Raw genomic sequence first — 16,967 nt, 5'->3', positions numbered from 1 at the left:
GTTTGCGCCAATATTTGCATTTGCGCAAATAAATTCTGGCCTGAATATTTTGGTGTGAAGAAGTGCATACGTTTCCAGCGATGTTCTGCAGCCATTCCATCCTTTAGGCAGGCGTATTCGTCTTCTTGCTTCCCATGCCAAACGGAAAACCCAACGTTCTCATCCTCTGGGGTGACGACATCGGCCAAAGCAATCTGAGTTGCTACAGCGATGGCTTGATGGGGTATCAGACCCCCAACATTGACCGCGTAGCCAAGGAGGGTGGTCGCTTCATCCATTACTACGCCGAACAGAGCTGCACCGCTGGTCGTGCGGCCTTCATCTCCGGCCAGAGCGTCTTCCGCACCGGTCTTAGCAAGGTGGGGCTGCCTGGCGCCGAAGCTGGCTTTAAAGCGGAAGATCCCACCATTGCTGAACTGCTCAAGCCCCAGGGCTATCGCACCGGCCAGTTTGGCAAAAACCACTTCGGCGATCGCGATGAGCATCTGCCGACCATGCACGGTTTTGACGAGTTTTTTGGCAACCTCTATCACCTCAATGCCGAGGAGGAGCCGGAGCTGCGCGACTATCCCACGCCTGAAGATTTCCCGAACTTCAAGGAGCGTTTCGGCCCCCGTGGTGTGTTGCATTGCTGGGCCAATGGTGATGGCAGCCAACGGATTGAAAATACCGGCCCCCTAACCCGTAAGCGGATGGAGACGGCCGATGACGAATTCATGGCTGAGGCAAAGCGTTTCATTCGCGATGCCGTTGCCTCTGGTGAGCCCTTCTTCGTCTGGTTCAACACCACCCACATGCACTTCCGTACCTATGCGCGTCCCCAGGATGTGGGCCGCAGCGGTCGCTGGCAGTCGGAGTATCACGACGTGATGATCTATCACGACGAGTGCATTGGTGAAATGCTCAACCTGCTCGACGAGTTGGGTGTCACCGACGACACCATCGTGATGTATGGCACCGACAACGGCCCCCACATGAATAGCTGGCCTGATGCCGGCATGACACCCTTCCGCAGCGAGAAGAATACCAATTGGGAAGGGGCTTATCGGGTGCCGGCCCTAGTGCGCTGGCCGGGGCACATTGCTCCAGGCACCATCTTCTCCGGTATCTGTAGCCACCTCGACTGGCTGCCCACCATCCTTGCGGCGGCTGGAGAGCCTGAGATCAAGGAGAAGCTTAAGGCGGGCTATCAGGTGGGCAATAAGACCTTCAAGGTGCACCTCGATGGTTACAACATGCTCGACTATTGGACTGGCCAGGCTGAAAAGAGTCCCCGGGTTGAGTTCTTCTATTTCTCCGACGACGGCGACCTCACCGGTCTGCGTTACGACAACTGGAAGTTTGTGTTCATGGAGCAGCGCTCCCAGGGCACTTGCCAGATCTGGGCCGAACCATTTACGGCTCTGCGGGTACCCAAGATCTTCAACCTGCTCACCGACCCCTATGAGCGCGCTGATGTGACCTCAAACACCTATTGGGACTGGATGTTTGATCACATTTTCCTTCTGGTACCAGCCCAGACCTACGTGGCCCAGTTCCTCGCCACCTTCGCTGAATACCCACCCCGCCAAAAGGCTGCCAGCTTCTCGCTGCAGCAGGTGATGGAGAAGATGGTGAATACTGTCGGCGGACCCTGATCCTGCCGCCATGTCAGCCGGCACCGCCCGATCCCCCGGTCGTCCCCCATTCCCTGGAATGGTGTGGATACCGGCGGGCGGCTTCCGGATGGGGTCAGACCACCACTACCCCGAGGAGGCTCCGGCCCATGACGTCGAGGTTGCTGGATTCTGGATCGATCGCACTCCCGTTACTAACGCCCAGTTTCGGAGCTTTGTGAAAGCGACCGGTTACCGCACGCTGGCGGAGCAGCCAGCAAACCCCGCTCTCTATCCCGGCGCCAATCACGAACGATTAGCGCCGGCATCAATTGTTTTTGTGCCGCCCCCGGGGCCGCTAGGGCCTGGAAGCCACTACCGCTGGTGGCAATATCTTGCCGGAGCAAACTGGCGTCATCCGGAGGGGCCGGGAAGTTCGATTAAGCGCCGCGAGCAGCATCCGGTGGTCCATGTTGCCTGGGAGGACGTTTTGGCCTACGCCAGCTGGTGCGGCAAACAGTTGCCTACGGAGGAGGAATGGGAGCGGGCTGCTTGGGGCGGCCTGTGCAATGTCGAGTTTGCCTGGGGTGAAGAGCTCTATCCCGGTGGGGTGCCCCTAGCTAATACCTTTCAGGGTGATTTCCCCCACCACAACAGCCGCTTAGATGGCTACGAGCGCACCTCCCCCGTAGGCGCTTTTCCTGCCAACGGCTATGGGCTAGTCGACATGATCGGCAATGTGTGGGAGTGGACCGATAGCTGGTATGGCCACCACCAGCAGAGCACGGGAGGCTGTTGCGCCGCAGCCGCCGAAGTCAAAGCGCGTGAAGCGAGCATCGATCGCCACTCCCAGCACGGCGAGCAACCACGCAAAGTGGTTAAGGGCGGTTCTTATTTATGTGCACCTAGCTATTGCCGTCGTTACCGACCAGCAGCTCGAATGGCCCAGGGGCTTGATACCTCCACGGGCCATATGGGTTTTCGCTGTGTGGTGAGGCCTTCAGAGCTGGCGACGTTCTAAAGCTTCTGCCAGGCGGGTAGCGGCAGCAGCAAGTTGAACCTGGGGATCGGGAGCTGAGATCGGTCGTTCGCCACGCTTCATGGCTTCAAGGCCGCGCACGATCAGGAACACCACGAAGGCGATCACGATGAAATTGATCAGCGCCACGAGCACAGCTCCTGCTGGCAAAGCGCTGATAGCCGACACATTGGCAGCTTTCAGCGTAGGAGCAAGCAGTGAGGTCATCACTAGGCTGACTACCGCATCCACTACTTTGCCAAAAGCTCCGCCGATAACCACTGCAACAGCGAGATCGACAACATTACCTTTGCCGACAAATGCCTTGAAGTCTGAAAGAAAAGTGGTGCGACGTTTCATTTTAGTTAGAAGAAGAATTTGAGGCCAATTTCAAAGCCGTTCCGATAGCTGCTGTAGCCACTATCGGGGGTATTGCCAGTATTATAATTGATCCCCGAATAGCGCCAGGAAATGTTTAGGTCAGTGCTATTGCCAACTGCATAGCCAAGGCCGATCTGGGCGTTTCCGGAAAGATCTTCTGATCCACTTAGCCCAAAGCCACCGATGTCGGCGCGGGCAAATGCCCGTAAGCGGGGAGACATAAAAATCGTAGCTTGGGTTCCCAAAAGAGGTTGAACCCAGGTGCGTCCAAAAGAACCTTCTCGTTCAAAACTGACCCGTCCTCCACTGCCTTGAATCTGGGCTGCCACATCCAACTGGGCATCGATTACCCGTATGCCGGCGTAGGGGATCAGGCTGAATTGCCCCGGCTTGCCCACTGCAGCTTCTCGATCCCCAAAGCGATAGCGCAGGGCAAGATCGTAAATACCCTGGCTAGCGGTGACATCGGCACTCCCCGTGAAAATCCCACGCTGGCCTGTTTTTGATCCGTATTGCCCAAGTTTGACGTAATCCAGATCTACTAAAACACCTAGTCGATCCTTTTCGATGCTACCGCGCAGGGTGGTTGCCCACTTCAGCTTAGAAAGAACTTCACCGAGATTCAGATCGGTGTCCGTACTGAAGTTTCTTGTTCCATTTGTGACAGTTGTTGTCCCGGTGCTACGCACTGGAGCAAAGCCATATAACTCAATTGTGCCTGCCCAAGGAGTGGCAGCCGCTGGCTGGGGTGTGGAGACAGCGGGAGTCTCTTCGCTAGGGGGATTACCAGCGGCGGTATCAGACTGCTGGGCGCGCAGTTCATTTGTTAGGCCACAGCCAAGGCTGAGCCCTAACAAGATGGGTATGGCTCTGGCCTGCTGCCTGGCTTGATTGCCAAGAAGTTGCTTCATCATCTCGGCTAATACATGGAAGTTGGAACGATGGCTTACATTTTGCCATCAATTTTTTTATCAAAAAAGTTGGATCTGCCGCTGCTATGGCGACAGATCCATGGGTTGTTAGCCAGTCAAACCGATCCGTATGCCACTTGGCAGGCGGCATTGAGTAGCTCGGCCTCTTCGGCATTGCTGGGCTCTTGACCGTTGATTGTGCCTTGGTTGCAGTTAGCAGTCAGCTGGTAGTTGTTGCCATCTGCCTGCATCACAAAACTCACTGCATTAGTGCCGGATGGTTGGACCGTTCCGAATAGCAACTGATAGTTAGTATTCGGGACAACAATATAAGTTGTATTGCTGCTTACGGCATTATTAACGGACTCGTTAATAATTGCTGCGGTGGCGAGAGTTGCCACTCCCCAAGCCGCTGCCCTCGCGCCCCACCATCCCCAAGTTGGGGTCGACCAGCCGCCATACCAGCCGTAGTTCCAAGGGCGTGCCACACCCCATCCGGGCCTCGCCCAACCTGGGCGTACATTGACATTGTTGATATTGACGCTTCGGTTCCAGTTGCGATTCACATCGCGATTTATATTCCGATTCACATTTCGATTGACGTTGCGATTCACATCGCGATTTACATTTCGATTGCCGTCACGGTTGGCGATACGGTCACCGCCTTGGCCGGCGCCTGGTAATTGACGCGTGCCGCCTGCCGAACGGTTAGTCGCTGCTGGCCGGTTTAGGGAAGGTCCTCCGGCCCCTCCGGCTCCCGCACCAACCTTGGCATTGTTGCTCCAGCCACCGGTGGGTCGGCTTGAGCCGCGGTTGAGGCCCGCACCGGCATTGCTGAAGCCGCTGTTGCCACTGGCTCGCCTGGCACTGCCACCACCGCTACCGCCACCACCGCCTCGGGATCCGCCACCACCACCACGGGAGCCCCCACCACCGCCACCGCGGGCAAGCAGCTGGGCTGTGCCGCTATCCGGCATGGGGTTATTCGCCATGGGGCGATCAATGGCAAACGCCGTGCCGATCGGCAGGGCCAGCACTCCCGCCAGCACCAGTCCCAGACCACTCCACGGGGTTTTGAGAGCACTGTTCATTTGCCGACCCCCTTGCAGCCGTCGTCGTAGCAGGTGAGATCTATGCGGCCATCAGCGCCGAACTGCACCTTGATCAGGTCGCGGCCTGCCGTTGCGTCAGGGCGGTCTTCCTTAACACTGTTGAGGTAATTGGGGTTGATCACGCACAGGTCGCGCCCGTTGAAGCAGATCGTGTTCGTAGAGAAGCGAGCTGCTGCGGAGTCGAGGTTTTTCCAGGTTTTGGTGCTGTCAACCCAAATGCTCATCCGCACTGGGCTATCGGTTACTCGAATCGTTTCGACGTTTTTGCCCATGATGTGGCGGTAGAGGGTTGCATTGCCCTCGTTTACAGCCTCCACTACGCAGGCCTGCGGTTCACCGCCTTTGATGCTGCACTTGGTGTCTAGCTTGTAGAGGGTTTCTGTTTGGGCTAGGGCTGGAGCTGCCGCCAGCAGGCTCGCGGCAGCGGCCAGCAGGCCGATGCGGCTGCAGATGGGGTTGCGGTTCAACATGAAGGGAAAATCCCCAACGTCGGTGGGAAGCAATTCCAGGATGCCTATGGCTGAGGATTTTGGCTGCAAGTTGTAGCCCATAGCTACAAAGGCCGATTTTGCGTGCGTTAGAGATGCAACTGGTGAAAAAGTAGACAAAAAGCGCAATTGAAACCGCGCTTGGCCCGGACGCCTGCCCTCTTGCAATTGCTAGTTGTTATTGAGAATCGCTTGCAAAAGGCGTCATTCTTGTTTAGGTTGCGACTCATTCGCAACAAGCCTTCTGCCGCGGCCATGAGTTTTCGCTTCCTGCCCGCCGATTCCCTTGCCGCCGTGCGTATGCCGGTTGGGCAAACCGTGCTGCTAAACCCCGCCCTGCTCCCAGCTGGTAGCTGCATTGAGGTGCTGGACGGGGTGGCTCGCGTTTATTGCCCCTGCGAGGAAATCGAGGGGATGACCTTGGCTTTCCTGCAAGCGGGGGATCAGCTATGCACCGAGCGCCTCTGCAGTGAGGGTGTCTGCGTGGAGGCGCTCACGCCTTTGAGTTTCCGCAGTGACGCCACGCTCCGGCAGGGTGATGGCTTTGATGCCGTCAATGAATGGACCTTGCAGCTACTGCGCATCCGTCACTTAGGTAGCGCTGACCAGCGGCTACATGCATTGTTTGGTCTGCTGGTGCGCCGACTCGGTCGTCGCTGCGGTAGCTGGTGTGATCTGCCGTTTCGTCTCACCCATGAACGGATCGGTGAATTGATCGGCACCACCAGGGTTACCACCACGCGGCTGATTTCACGGATTCGCCAGGCCCAGCTGCTCGAGGCCCCCGTCGGCGAGGCCGGCATGCGCCTAGCGCCGGAACTAATTGATTCCGCCCCTTTGGCTGCCGCCTGATTGAAGGGTGCCTGATGGGGGCCTGATCGGTAGCGCTTAGTCGCGCTGCTCCAGGGTGGGCACTAGGGCAAATGCAGCTAGCAAGCCAAACGCCATGATCATGACGGCTGGTGCCATTGCGGCACCCACCCGTTCGTCACTGGCGTATTGGAATACACGCACCGCCAGGGTGTCGAAATCGAAGGGCCGCAGGGCCAGGGTGATTGGCAGTTCTTTCACCACATCTACAAACACCAGCAGTGATCCCACCAGCAGAGGCCCTCGCAGTAGGGGCAGGTGAATCCGCCGCAACACAGCCAGCCAGTCGCAGCCCAGGCTGGTCGCCGTTTCGTCGATGCTGGGGGGTATGCGCTCAAGCGCAGCATCAAGCCCCTGTTTTGAGACAGCGATGAAGCGGTCGCCGTAGCCCCAGAGCAATAGCAGCACTGGGCTGAAGCCGAGGGGGCCGCCCAGCACGATCAGCCCGAGGGCCAGCACACTGCCGGGAATGGCGTATCCCAAGCCGGCGATGAAGCTGAGCTGTTGGACGAGCGGTTGGGGGCTCCAGCGCCGGCAGATGGCCAGCAGCAGCGAACCCAGGCAGGTCACCGCAGTGGCAATCAAGGCCAAACCGAGGCTGCGGCTTGCCAGCTGGCCCAGTTCTGCGAACGATTCGCTCTGCAGCCCTTGCCAGCCCTGTTGAATCCATAGGGCTGGAATGGCCACAGCAATAAGGGGTGGCAGCACACAGAACAACTGGGCCAGGGCTGCGCGCCAGCCCGCCAGATGCCAAACGTGGGCGCTGCCCGTTCCGCCTTCCAGGTTCCAGCGCCGACTGCGTTGGCGCAACTGACGTTCGCTGGCGATCAACACCGCCACGATTGCCAGAGCCACCAGAGATAGCAGCGCCGCACCCTGGGGATCGCCATCCACCTGCCAGCGATCGAGGATGCCAGCAGAGAGGCTGGGCACGCCAAGCAGTCGCACCGCGCCGAGATCGTTCACGACCTCCATGGCACTTAGGGCAATGCCGGCGCCGATCGAGGGCAGGGCAATTGGCAGGGCGACGCGAAAAAAACTTCTCCAAGGGCCCACGCCAAGGCTGCGGCTGGCTTCCAATAGCCGCCTGCCACTAACAGAGAAGCTCTCGGTGCTCAGCAGAAATACATAGCTGTAGTTAGCCAGGGTGAGCAGCACGATGGCCCAGCCCAGGCCATGGATGCGCAGGCCCCGGTAGCTGCCCCAGTCGATCAGGCTGGCGGCCAGGAGGTAGGCAGGGAAGGCCATTGGCACCAGTTGGGCGATGCGCAGCCAGCGGCGGCCTGGGAAGCGGCAAACCGCGGTGAGCCAGCCGATGGCAGTTCCCACAACGGCGCCTAAGAGCCCCTCCCCTGCAACCAGCAGCAAGGTGCCCCGCACCTGTCTGAGCCCGTCAAATCCCAGCACCAGCTTGGTTTCGCCCCTGTTGATCAACACGTCTTTCAACAGGCTGAGCAGGGGCAATAGGGCGAGCCCACTGGCCAAAATCACAACCAGTAAGAGCCAGGTCCGGCTGCTGGAGCGGCCCGGTCCCTGCGCGGGAGCGCCTTGTCCCTGCGCAGGGGCGCCTTGGATCGTGGAGGGCGTCAACGCGATGCCAAGTCGTTACTCCCAGCCAGCCTGCGTCATCAGTTGCACCGCTTCGCGGTTGCGGCGGCCCAGCTGCTCCATGGAGACCGTTGAGGCCTTAAAAGTGCCAAATGCCTTCAGGGTTGGGTTGTTGCCCCAGCCCTTGAGGGGGTATTCGTTGTTGGCGGCGGCGTAGCCCTCTCCTGATTGGGGCGAAACCAGGAACTCCAGCAGACGTTGCGCACCCTCGGGGTTGCGGGAGCTGCGGGTGACGCCACCGGCCGAAATATTGATGTGGGTGGGGTTGGGCCACACAACTTTCAGCTTCGAAGCGGTGCTGCGCTCAGTGCTGTTCTTGTCTTGCAGCATGCGTGCTAGGTAGTACTGATTGGCCACAGCAGCGCCGCACTGTCCCTGTCCCACGGCTCGCAGCATGGGGGTGTCGGAGGTAAAGAAGGGCCTTTTGGTGTTGGCGAGCATCCCCTGCAGCCATTGCTGGGTGGCAGGTTTGCCGCGCCGCACCAGCTCATCGGCCGTGAGCGATTGGTTGTAGACGCTGGCGCGGTTGCGTAGGCAGAGCTTGCCTTTGAGCTCCGGACGGCTGAGGTCGGCGTAGCTGCGGATCAGGCCGGGCTTCACGATTGCTGGGTTGACCATTACGGGCCGGGCCCGGCGGGTCAAGGCAAACCAATGACCCTTGGGGTCCCGCAGGTTGGCAGGCACGTCATTGTTGAGTTCAGCGGAGCGAATCGACCTAAACAGATTGGCCTCCTGGGCTCGATAAATCCGGGCCGCATCCACCAGTACCAGCAGATCGGCTTTGCTGTTGTTGCCCTCGCTCTTGAGGCGCTGGATCAGCTCGTCATCTTTACCCTCCAGCAGGTTCACCTTGATGCCGGTGCGTTTGGTGAACTCGCTATAGAGCTGTTTATCGGTGTTGTAGTGCCTTCCGGAATAGACATTCACTTCCTGGGGCCGGTTCTGGGCCATGCCGGCCACGCCGATGGCGCTGGCCAGGGTGGTAGCGGCTAGGGCACAAAAGCCAAGATGTAGGCCCCAGGGGCGGGAACGTTGGCAGCTTGTGCTGGGTGGGAGAGTCATGTTGGAAATGGATTTGGCGCTGACAATGCCCTCAGGCTAAGAACGCTCACGCCTTCCCCCTGTGATCAATGCAAGCCTTGGACGTAACTATTGCTACGCCCAAGGTGGATTTGCTTCAAGATCAGAAGCGGAACTGGGTTTGAATCACTCCACCCCAGAGATCTTTTTCATTCACCTGGTTAGAACTGTTGGTGATGTAGAACAGCCCTGGAGTGATTGAGATGTTGTCAGTTACCTGGAACTTGTAGAAGAGCTCAAGAGAGAGAGGATCATCTATGCCTGTTCCAGCGCTGGGGTTCTGCCCAATTGCCACACCGGCGATGTTGCCCTTAACGAAGGCGTCATCCCACTGCAAGCCGACGTACCAGGACTGGGAATCGGCGGCTCCAGCTACGCCCCCTGATATGTCAGTGAAGCCATAACCAGCGCTGATCGAGGGGATAATGCCGCTGTCAAGGGGTTGCCAGTAGCCAGCTAAGGAGAAGCTGTTGGAGCTCTGGCCAGAGCTCAGGTTGCTGTTTGCTGTGCCGTTGGCATTGATGGTGCGGGTGCCGGTGGTGCCGTTGCGGTAGGCGATGGCGGCTCCCCAGTTGGGGGCTTTGTAGCCGATCTGGGCCGTGGTGTTGAGGCTGCCATCGCTGTCGAAGATGCCCTCGTTGGAAATCTCACCATCCTGGGCGATGTAGTTGAGCGAGGCGTTCCAGAAGCCCTGCCCTTTTGCTACCTGTTGCTTCCAAACAGCGCCAAATCCCTGGCCGGTTACTTTGTTGTATGCACCAGGGGTCCCCGCCACGGCGAAGAAGTCGAGCAGCTGGGATCGGTAGGCACTGGGAATAAAGGCGAGAATTTCAGTGTTGCGCACCAGGGCACCGGCGGTAAGCGTGAATTGCTTGCCCACCGGGAACTGGTAATAGAGGCGATCGATTGACACCGTATCGAGGCCACCAGCGCCTGATGCTCCCGCATTAGTGCTGGAGGCTTTATCCAACTTGAACAGGCTGTCTCCAGCATTGAAGGGACTGAAGGCCGTGAAATTACCCGAGCGCAGGCGGGTTTTGAGCAGGTCCTTGCCGGTGAAGCTGGTATCCAGATTCAGGCGCAGGTCGTAATTGAAGGTGGTGCGATCTTGCCGGCCACTGGTATCTGAGTTGTAGTCGGGTACGCCACCCAGGATGAAGTTCACCTCGCCTTTGAGCTTGGTGGTGGTAGAAAACTGCTGGGCTTCCAGGCTGCCCACCTTTGCTTCAAGTCCGTCGACGCGGCCCTTCAGCACAGCTAGCTCCTTCTTGAATTCATCCATCAACCTTTGCAGCTCGTCGGTCACTTCGGTGACACGGTCGAGGCATGCATTCAAAAGGGCCGCCGCCTCGTAGCGGGTCATGGCCTGTCCACCCTTGTAGGTGCCGTTGGGATAGCCGGCCACGCAGCCGTACTTTTCCACCAGATTGGAAAGTGCTTGATAAGCCCAGTCGGTGGGCCTTACGTCAGAAAATTGGTTGACGCTGGTGACCTGGTTGAGGGAGCGCCAAGCCTTGAGCTCGTCAATTTCTTGTTGCTCCATGTAGTCGTTGATTGCCTCCCGGCTATTCAGCAACGGGATTTCATTGGCAACGGCGGAGTCTTGGGCGGCCAAGCTTGGTAATAGTGCGCCAAAAATGGCTGGGGCCAGCAATAGGCGATGGAACTGATTCATAGACTCCTCACAACAGAAGTTTGTTGATGTCCACTGGGGACCCAACTAGCCATACTTCTATTGGATTTAGACGATGGGCGTGCAGACTATTGATTCAAAATGATGTAACCAATATCACCGGTTTTGTCTGACGCGCACTGGGACCAGCACGGGTTGCATCAGGCCGCCACCACCATTGTCATCATCGGAATCGGTGGCGAGCCAAAAAGCCAAGCCAAACAAGGCGACAACGCCGGAGAAAAGAATCAGCTCGGCCATGGCGTTTGATTTCGCTTTGATAAGCGTAGCTAGCTCAGCAAGGGACTTGTGTAACAAAAGTGTCCGCTTGGGACGGTTCTCACGCCAACGGGGCAAGCGCTAGCAGCGCTCCAGCGATGCTGAGGGCAACTGCCAAGCGCCGTCCCCAGCTGGGGGCAAGCTGGCGGATCACGGCGAAACTTGCCCCCACCACGGCCGCTGAGCAGAGGCTCGCCCCTAGCCACCAGCCCAGCAGATCTGCGCTGCTGCCTGTTGCTTCCTGGCCATGCAGCATGGCGTGAATAGCCACTCCTCCTGCCAGCACTACGGCTAGCAGCTGGCCCTGGCGTGCAGCCATCGCTAGGCCAAGACCAGACACCATCAAGGCTGCTAACACCTCGGCGCCTGGCAGGTTGCCCCCTAGGGCCCCATACAAGCTTCCAGCAATCGCAGCGGCTAGGGCCACGAGCAGTAACGATGGACCGGCCAGGGCGGCAGCGCTGCCAACGCCCAGCAGCAACAGCAAGTGGTCTAGCCCAAGCAGCGGGTGGCTTGCTCCTGCGGCCAAGCCCGCGCTTGCCAGGCCATGGGCACCTGCTGGCAGGGTCGACAACAGGCTGAGGGCCAAGCCAGCGGCTGCGGCCGGGGCCAGTTGGCGCACGGTGGTGGACATCATGAATTTGGCTGGATCCTCTGAGTCAGTATCCCGTTCAAGCGAAGCCCTTGCCGGAATCTTTGGCAACGCACACCTGCAGTTGCTTGCGCAACTGGGCGTGGTCGAGATTTTTACCGATCAGCACGATCTGGTTCTTGCGCCCTGAGCCCTCTGGCCAGTCGGAATCGTCGATCGAGAAGCGCTTGCCAGCCAGGTGGAACACATGGCGGCGCTCACTTTCGTTGAACCAGAGGATCCCCTTGGCGCGAAACACCTCGGCTGGCAGCTGGTTGTCGAGAAAGTTCTGAAATTTGCGCAGGGCGAAAGGCCCCTCTGATTCAAACGACAACGAGGTGAATCCCTCGATGGCGGCGTGGTCGGGGTGATCGGCGTGATCGTGCTTGTGATGATCGTGGTCGTGGTGCTCGTGCTTGTGATGGTCGTGGTCGTGGTGATCGTGTTCGCAGTGGCCGTGATCGTGGTCGCAGGAGCTGTGGTCTGGCTCGGCGCTGAGCTGCTGCTGGGCAACGATTTTGTCGCTTTCGAACAGCCCCACGCTGAGTAGTAGGGGCAGGGGCACTTCGCCCTTCACCGAGCGCAGGATGCGGGCATCGGTCTTGATCTCGCGCAACTGGGCCTCCAGAGCCGCCATCCGCTCCTCAGCTACCAAGTCGCATTTGTTTAGCAACAGCATGTCGCTGTAAACGATCTGGGCCCGGGCCACCTCACCCTCCAGCAGCTCGTCGCTGAAGTTCTCCGCGTCAACCAGGGTGATGATCGAATCGAGCCTGGTGGCATCTCGCAGGTCGCTGCCGAGGAAGGTCATGGCCACCGGCAGGGGATCGGCCAGGCCGGTGGTCTCCACCACCAGATAGTCCACCGGATCGGGGCGCTCCAGGATGCGGTACACCGCTTCGAGCAGTTCACCGTTGATGGAGCAGCAGATGCAGCCGTTGCTCAGCTCCACCATGTCTTCGCCGGTGGCAACAATCAGGTCGTTGTCGATGCCGATTTCACCGAATTCGTTGACCAGCACGGCGGTTTTGACCCCCTGCTGATTGCTGAGAATGTGGTTGAGCAGGGTGGTCTTACCCGCCCCCAGAAAGCCGGTGAGGATTGTCACGGGCAGGCCCGTGGGGGTGGCACTGGCGGTCATGGAATGGCGCATGGCTTGGCTGTGATGACCCTAGGAACCCTTTGCTGCATTCCATTGGGGCAGGGGTTAGCTCGACTCAAAACTGGAAGCTGGTTTTGATCAGGGCACCGAATTGGTTGGCACCACCCCCATTACCCCCAGGATTGTTGAGCACGAAGATCGCCGGAGTCACGGAGATGGCGTCGGTGACCTGCCACTGGTAACACCACTCCCAAGCCCACACGCCGGATTCGCTGGTAGCCCCATTGCGGGTGGCGGTTGCAAATGCGGGTTGGCCCACTCCCATGCCAAAGCTGTTGCCCTCAGCCAGCACATCGCTCCATTGCAGGCCCACCATCCACGACTGGCTGGTGGGCAGGTCTGAGCCGGAGCTGCCGTTGACGCCGTAACCAGCGCTGATCGAGGGCAGCCAGCCTCTCTTGGCCGGCTGCCAGAAGCCGCTGATGCCTAAGGCATTGGTGTTGACGCCGTTCTCCTCGATCTGATTGGTCTCGATCTGGGTGGTGATGAAGGGGGTGGCATCGGGCACACCCACACCGGCCACCCACCTCGAAGCGGGTCATGGCCTGCCCACCTCTGAAGCTGCCGTTGGGGTAGCCGGCGACGCAGCCGTATTTCTCTACCAGGTTGGTCAGCGCCTGATAGGCCTAGTCGGTGGGGCGCAGATCAGAGAAGTGGCTGATGCAGGTATTGAGGTCAGCGAGCTCGAATTCAACTGCAGCTGCGGTTACCGGTGCCAGTACTCCAGCAGCAGTTGCTGCAATCAGCAGGATTGGGCGAATTTTCACGGCTGCGGAGCGAGGCACGGAGCCAGTGCATGGCGAGAATGAGAACGATTCTCGTTGTGGCTGCTGGTTGGGTGTCAGCGGATGGCCTGCCAGCGCTGGCTCAGGGCCTGCTGGCCGGATGGGTCGCAGCGGCCGCCTAGGCCGTTGACGATCAGGCAGGTGTTGGCGGCGAGGGTGGCTACCAGGTTGCCGTTCCCATCGGGTTCCGCTGCCAGACCATCGGCCACCAGTGGTGCGGCGGCGATGGGTACACCGCTGAGGCTGCTGACCCGCTGCAGCGCTTTGCCTGCAGGCAGCTGTTCAGCGAACAGCATCGGCACCTGCTCGCGCCGCAATTGCTCCAGCACGGCCTGGAAGGCCTGGGGGCGCAGGTTGTCGCTGCTGCTGCTGGCATCCACCACCGCCAGTTCCTGCAGTCCGTAGGCCCGGGCCAGGCTGGCAAAGGCCCGGTGTCCGGTGGCCAGGGGGCTGGCGGTGGGAATGGTGGCAAGTTGCCGGCGGTTCCAGGCGTCCAGCTGCTGCAGGGTCGCCGTCATCGCCTGGGCCCGGGCGGCAATGGGGGCTTGGGCGGCAGGCTTTAGCTGCTGAAGTTGCTGGGCCACCAGCAGCACCAGGGCGGCCGCCTGGTTTGGGTCGTGCCACACGTGGGGATCCCTGTCGCCATGGGCATGCTCATCTTGATCGTGGTGCTGGCCATCCTCATCGTGGTGCTGGTGAGAATCGGCGGTCTTGGGCGGCGCAGCCTCTAGGACGGGGCTGTTGGGTACGGCTAGCTCTGCTACGGCTACGGTTTTGGTCCGGCTTGTTCCCGGCTTGGTCAGTTCGGCCAGGGCTGGGGTGAGGCCGAAGCCGTTGATCAGTACCAGCTGGGCCTGGCTGAGCTCCCGGCTCTGCTGGGGTGTTAGCCGGAATTGATGGGGGTCGTCGCCCGGCTGCAAAAGGCAGCTCACCCGTAGGTCGCTGGCGGCCAGGCGTTGTGTCAGGTCGCAAAGGACTCCGTCGGCAGCGATCACGTCGGCCGGTGGGGGAGTGCGGCAAGCCTGCAGTCCTACGGCTGCTGCCAATGCCAGAGCGAGAGAGGCAGCAGCGGGAGAGGCAGCAGCGGGAGAGGGGATATGAGGCATAGCTGGCGCGCCTGATCCCGCGAATGATAATGGTTCTCAGGGTGTTGCTTGGGGTTGGCTGCGGCTCGTTCTGTCGCCCTCCAAGTGGGATTGTTGGAGTTGATGCCGCTGATCCAGGGCGTGGATCGTTCTGCTCTGACCAGGCCCCACGCCCTGCTGATGGCGGGTGTGCTGCTGTTTTTTTATCTCGATGCCTTCGTGCTGGGGGCTCCGGGCGGGATGGCGTTGGCGCTGCTGCTGCTGGCGCTGGTGGTTCTGCTGGGCTTTTTGCGGCATGCCGGCCATGGCCCCCCTGGAGCGATCCAGCCCGCGCCCGTGCTGCTGGCAGCTTTCGCGGCTCTGGTCGTGCTGGCCCTGAGCCGTGGAGCGCTTGTTTCGGTGGCACTGGCTGCGGCGCTGGTGGGTGCTGCCGGCGGGCTGGTCGAGGCCATCGGCCATTCCAGCCGTCGTTGCCGGGGGGTGGCTGGCCCGTTGTACTGCGGCGCTTTTGCTGGGATGACCTCTGAGCTGGTGCTCGGCCATCCGGGCTGGGTGGTGCTGGCCGGGGTGCTGGCCGGACTGGCGTTGTCGCTCCTGGCGAACAGTTGGAGCGGGATCGGCGGCAAGCTTGGGACCACCGCCTTTCTCGGAGTGCTCGGTGCCATGGGGGTGGCCCTGGTCTCCGGTGCCATGGGCGCGGGTGCCCCTCTGCATGCCTGGTCTGGCGATGAGCGCTGGCTGGTGCTGTTCGCTGCCCTGCTCTCCCCGCTGCTCACCCACGCCATCAGCTACCGCTACGGCTTCGGGGTGGTGCTGGGCTCCGCCCTGCCCTCCCTGCTGGTGGCCCTGCTCCTTGCCCTGCTGCCCCCTTCTTTGGAGCTGGCGCCAGGGCCCTTGGCGGCTATGTGGTTAGGTGCCAGTTTCGTCGGCATGACAGCTCCAGAGCGGCTCGCTCCGCGGCCGGTGCCCTTGCTGCTGGCGATGGGTTTGCTGTTCGCCCTGCTGAGCTTCAGCTTCGCTCCGCGCCTGGCGGGGATCGGCGGTGACCTCGGGGCCACGGCGGCGGTGTCGGTGTTTGCCGTGCTGGGAGCGCGGGTGCTGGTGCTCGACCGTCGTTAGGTTTGCGGTTGCACTGATGATGTTGCGTGTCGCTTGAGGTGAGTGAGCTGCGGGTGCGCCGCGGCGGCGACCTTGCTCTCGACGGCGTGGCTTTTGCGCTCGAGCCCGGCACGCTCACCGCCCTGGTGGGCCCCAACGGCGCCGGCAAAAGCACCCTGCTGCAGGCCATTGAGGGTCAGCTGCCGATCGAGAGCGGTTCGATCCGGCTCGATGGGGTGCCCCTTACCTTGGCCCTGGCGCGACAGCAGTTGGCCCTGATGCCCCAGCGGGGGGAGATCGCCTGGCACTTTCCTATCAGTGTGCGGGAGTTGGTGGCCTTGGGGCGGATGGCCGCCAAGCGTCCTGGCTGCTGTGATGTGGAAGCAGCCCTGCAGCGGGTCGGCCTGGCCGGGTTGGCGGGCCGGCGCCTGGATCAGTTGTCCGGTGGCCAGCAGCAGCGAGCCCTGCTGGCCCGCACCTTGGTGCAGCCAGCCAGGCTGCTGCTGCTGGATGAGCCCTGCGCTGCCATCGACCCCCCTTCACGCACCCAGCTGCTCAAGGTGATGGGCCAGCTGCGCGATGCCGGTCTCACCCTGCTGGTGAGCAGCCACGACTGGGGCCGCGACCTCGACGCCTACGACCGGGTGCTGGTGCTCGATCACTCGTTGCTCGCCGACGGCAGCCCCCAGCAGGTGCGCCAAGCCCTCGGCGACCTGCGGGTAGGCAATCACTGCTGCGGTTAATGGGCTGCGGTTGATGGCCTGCTGCTAGCTGGGCTGCTGCTAGCTGGCCTGGCGCTGTTGACAGCTTCCGCAGAGCCCGAAAAATTCCAGGGTGTGAAACAGCAGCTGGAAGCCTGCGCTCTGGTCGCCGTCTAGGTGCACGTCGTGCATGGGGCAGTTATTAAGAACCACCGTGGCGCCGCAGTCGACACAGGTGAGGTGGTGCTCGTCCCGCTCTGTGGGGGCGAACAGGGCCTCGCCGCTGGGCAGGTGGCGGCAACGAATCCAGCCCCGCTGCTGCAGTTGGCGCAGGTGGCGGTAGACCGTGGCCAGCCCCATGGGCTGGGAGCCTTGGCGCAGCAGGGCGTGCAGGTCCTGGCCGGAGAGTTCCCGGTCGGCTTGGCGCAACGCCGTAAGCAGCAGCTGCTGGCGGTCGCTTGACGCGGCAACCTGGGATGGCATGGCCAGAG

The 16,967-nt window shown here is 60.7% G+C and carries 19 protein-coding genes and 1 pseudogene; 5 read left to right on the top strand and 15 right to left on the bottom strand.

Going from position 1 to position 16,967, the window contains the following annotated elements; all coding sequences use genetic code 11:
• The first annotated feature begins 134 nt into the window (after window positions 1-134).
• Entirely contained in the window at window positions 135-1,637 is a 1,503-nt protein-coding gene (locus tag KBY73_RS07925; protein WP_254936537.1) for an arylsulfatase, read from the top strand.
• A 10-nt stretch (window positions 1,638-1,647) separates the two neighbouring features.
• Entirely contained in the window at window positions 1,648-2,616 is a 969-nt protein-coding gene (locus KBY73_RS07920; RefSeq protein ID WP_254936536.1) for a formylglycine-generating enzyme family protein, read from the top strand.
• Here the strand turns inward: KBY73_RS07920 and mscL are convergent.
• From mscL to KBY73_RS07900, 4 genes are all read right to left on the bottom strand, one after another.
• On the bottom strand, window positions 2,596-2,973 hold the full coding sequence (mscL, locus tag KBY73_RS07915; protein WP_254936535.1) for a large conductance mechanosensitive channel protein MscL: 378 nt from the start codon (window positions 2,971-2,973) through the stop codon (window positions 2,596-2,598). The genes KBY73_RS07920 and mscL overlap by 21 nt on opposite strands.
• A 5-nt stretch (window positions 2,974-2,978) precedes the next feature.
• Complete coding sequence (locus KBY73_RS07910; protein ID WP_254936534.1) at window positions 2,979-3,908, bottom strand: hypothetical protein; 930 nt, start codon at window positions 3,906-3,908, stop codon at window positions 2,979-2,981.
• 113 nt (window positions 3,909-4,021) lie between these two features.
• Entirely contained in the window at window positions 4,022-4,996 is a 975-nt protein-coding gene (locus KBY73_RS07905) for a hypothetical protein (protein WP_254936669.1), read from the bottom strand.
• A complete protein-coding gene (locus KBY73_RS07900) occupies window positions 4,993-5,568 on the bottom strand; it encodes a hypothetical protein (protein WP_254936533.1) in 576 nt (191 codons plus the stop codon). Before KBY73_RS07900 ends, KBY73_RS07905 begins: the two co-directional genes overlap by 4 nt.
• 192 nt (window positions 5,569-5,760) lie before the next feature.
• On the opposite strand from KBY73_RS07900, the gene KBY73_RS07895 reads away from it, so the two are divergent.
• Complete coding sequence (locus KBY73_RS07895) at window positions 5,761-6,357, top strand: Crp/Fnr family transcriptional regulator (RefSeq protein ID WP_254936532.1); 597 nt, start codon at window positions 5,761-5,763, stop codon at window positions 6,355-6,357.
• Window positions 6,358-6,393: 36 nt separating this feature from the next.
• Here KBY73_RS07895 and KBY73_RS07890 read toward each other — a convergent pair whose 3' ends face one another.
• The 10 genes and pseudogenes from KBY73_RS07890 to KBY73_RS07845 all read right to left on the bottom strand — a co-directional run bounded on the left by KBY73_RS07890 (window position 6,394) and on the right by KBY73_RS07845 (window position 14,698).
• Window positions 6,394-7,866 carry an iron ABC transporter permease gene (locus KBY73_RS07890; protein WP_254936531.1) on the bottom strand — a complete coding sequence of 491 codons (1,473 nt, stop codon included), beginning with the start codon at window positions 7,864-7,866 and terminating at the stop codon, window positions 6,394-6,396.
• Window positions 7,867-7,980: 114 nt separating this feature from the next.
• Window positions 7,981-9,045 (bottom strand): extracellular solute-binding protein, encoded by a 1,065-nt coding sequence (locus tag KBY73_RS07885; protein WP_254936530.1) that lies wholly within the window; start codon window positions 9,043-9,045, stop codon window positions 7,981-7,983.
• Window positions 9,046-9,166: 121 nt separating this feature from the next.
• Window positions 9,167-10,738, bottom strand: a complete 1,572-nt coding sequence (locus KBY73_RS07880; RefSeq protein WP_254936529.1) for an iron uptake porin — start codon at window positions 10,736-10,738, stop codon at window positions 9,167-9,169.
• Between the two features lie 114 nt (window positions 10,739-10,852).
• Window positions 10,853-10,996, bottom strand: coding sequence for a hypothetical protein (locus KBY73_RS07875; protein ID WP_254936528.1), 144 nt, complete (start codon window positions 10,994-10,996; stop codon window positions 10,853-10,855).
• A gap of 79 nt (window positions 10,997-11,075) precedes the next feature.
• The gene (locus KBY73_RS07870; protein WP_254936527.1) at window positions 11,076-11,651 is read right to left on the bottom strand and encodes a HupE/UreJ family protein; all 576 of its coding nucleotides are present in this window, start codon (window positions 11,649-11,651) and stop codon (window positions 11,076-11,078) included.
• 34 nt (window positions 11,652-11,685) lie between these two features.
• Window positions 11,686-12,798: a GTP-binding protein gene (locus KBY73_RS07865; RefSeq protein WP_254936526.1), complete on the bottom strand. Its 1,113-nt coding sequence runs from the start codon at window positions 12,796-12,798 to the stop codon at window positions 11,686-11,688.
• Between the two features lie 64 nt (window positions 12,799-12,862).
• Entirely contained in the window at window positions 12,863-13,321 is a 459-nt protein-coding gene (locus KBY73_RS07860) for a carbohydrate porin (protein ID WP_254936525.1), read from the bottom strand.
• 46 nt (window positions 13,322-13,367) lie between these two features.
• Window positions 13,368-13,412: pseudogene (locus KBY73_RS15135) on the bottom strand (hypothetical protein); the annotation flags it as partial.
• Window positions 13,413-13,433: 21 nt separating this feature from the next.
• Entirely contained in the window at window positions 13,434-13,574 is a 141-nt protein-coding gene (locus KBY73_RS07850; RefSeq protein WP_254936524.1) for a hypothetical protein, read from the bottom strand.
• A 74-nt stretch (window positions 13,575-13,648) separates the two neighbouring features.
• Window positions 13,649-14,698 (bottom strand): metal ABC transporter substrate-binding protein, encoded by a 1,050-nt coding sequence (locus KBY73_RS07845; protein WP_254936523.1) that lies wholly within the window; start codon window positions 14,696-14,698, stop codon window positions 13,649-13,651.
• Window positions 14,699-14,782: 84 nt separating this feature from the next.
• Here KBY73_RS07845 and KBY73_RS07840 point away from each other — a divergent pair, with 84 nt between their 5' ends.
• Window positions 14,783-15,796, top strand: a complete 1,014-nt coding sequence (locus tag KBY73_RS07840; protein WP_254936522.1) for a hypothetical protein — start codon at window positions 14,783-14,785, stop codon at window positions 15,794-15,796.
• A 26-nt stretch (window positions 15,797-15,822) separates the two neighbouring features.
• The gene (locus KBY73_RS07835) at window positions 15,823-16,518 is read left to right on the top strand and encodes a metal ABC transporter ATP-binding protein (RefSeq protein WP_254936521.1); all 696 of its coding nucleotides are present in this window, start codon (window positions 15,823-15,825) and stop codon (window positions 16,516-16,518) included.
• Between the two features lie 39 nt (window positions 16,519-16,557).
• Here KBY73_RS07835 and KBY73_RS07830 read toward each other — a convergent pair whose 3' ends face one another.
• Window positions 16,558-16,959 carry a transcriptional repressor gene (locus KBY73_RS07830; RefSeq protein ID WP_254936520.1) on the bottom strand — a complete coding sequence of 134 codons (402 nt, stop codon included), beginning with the start codon at window positions 16,957-16,959 and terminating at the stop codon, window positions 16,558-16,560.
• Window positions 16,960-16,967: the final 8 nt, after the last annotated feature.

The sequence above is a fragment of the Cyanobium sp. Tous-M-B4 genome (genome assembly GCF_024345395.1).
Classification (GTDB): domain Bacteria; phylum Cyanobacteriota; class Cyanobacteriia; order PCC-6307; family Cyanobiaceae; genus Cyanobium_A.
The sequence above is the reverse complement of the archived record's forward strand: the minus strand, read 5'-3'. Positions and strand labels throughout refer to the sequence as shown.

Bases quoted from the DNA above. Each gene is read 5' to 3' on its own strand.
- KBY73_RS07895 (WP_254936532.1), top strand. From the start codon at position 5,761: ATGAGTTTTCGCTTCCTGCCCGCCGATTCCCTTGCCGCCGTGCGTATG.
- KBY73_RS07830 (WP_254936520.1), bottom strand. From the start codon at position 16,959: ATGCCATCCCAGGTTGCCGCGTCAAGCGACCGCCAGCAGCTGCTGCTT.
- KBY73_RS07900 (WP_254936533.1), bottom strand. From the start codon at position 5,568: ATGGGCTACAACTTGCAGCCAAAATCCTCAGCCATAGGCATCCTGGAA.
- mscL (WP_254936535.1), bottom strand. From the start codon at position 2,973: ATGAAACGTCGCACCACTTTTCTTTCAGACTTCAAGGCATTTGTCGGC.
- KBY73_RS07910 (WP_254936534.1), bottom strand. From the start codon at position 3,908: ATGATGAAGCAACTTCTTGGCAATCAAGCCAGGCAGCAGGCCAGAGCC.
- KBY73_RS07875 (WP_254936528.1), bottom strand. From the start codon at position 10,996: ATGGCCGAGCTGATTCTTTTCTCCGGCGTTGTCGCCTTGTTTGGCTTG.
- KBY73_RS07905 (WP_254936669.1), bottom strand. From the start codon at position 4,996: ATGAACAGTGCTCTCAAAACCCCGTGGAGTGGTCTGGGACTGGTGCTG.
- KBY73_RS07925 (WP_254936537.1), top strand. From the start codon at position 135: ATGCCAAACGGAAAACCCAACGTTCTCATCCTCTGGGGTGACGACATC.
- KBY73_RS07870 (WP_254936527.1), bottom strand. From the start codon at position 11,651: ATGATGTCCACCACCGTGCGCCAACTGGCCCCGGCCGCAGCCGCTGGC.
- KBY73_RS07865 (WP_254936526.1), bottom strand. From the start codon at position 12,798: ATGCGCCATTCCATGACCGCCAGTGCCACCCCCACGGGCCTGCCCGTG.
- KBY73_RS07845 (WP_254936523.1), bottom strand. From the start codon at position 14,698: ATGCCTCATATCCCCTCTCCCGCTGCTGCCTCTCCCGCTGCTGCCTCT.
- KBY73_RS07920 (WP_254936536.1), top strand. From the start codon at position 1,648: ATGTCAGCCGGCACCGCCCGATCCCCCGGTCGTCCCCCATTCCCTGGA.
- KBY73_RS07880 (WP_254936529.1), bottom strand. From the start codon at position 10,738: ATGAATCAGTTCCATCGCCTATTGCTGGCCCCAGCCATTTTTGGCGCA.
- KBY73_RS07885 (WP_254936530.1), bottom strand. From the start codon at position 9,045: ATGACTCTCCCACCCAGCACAAGCTGCCAACGTTCCCGCCCCTGGGGC.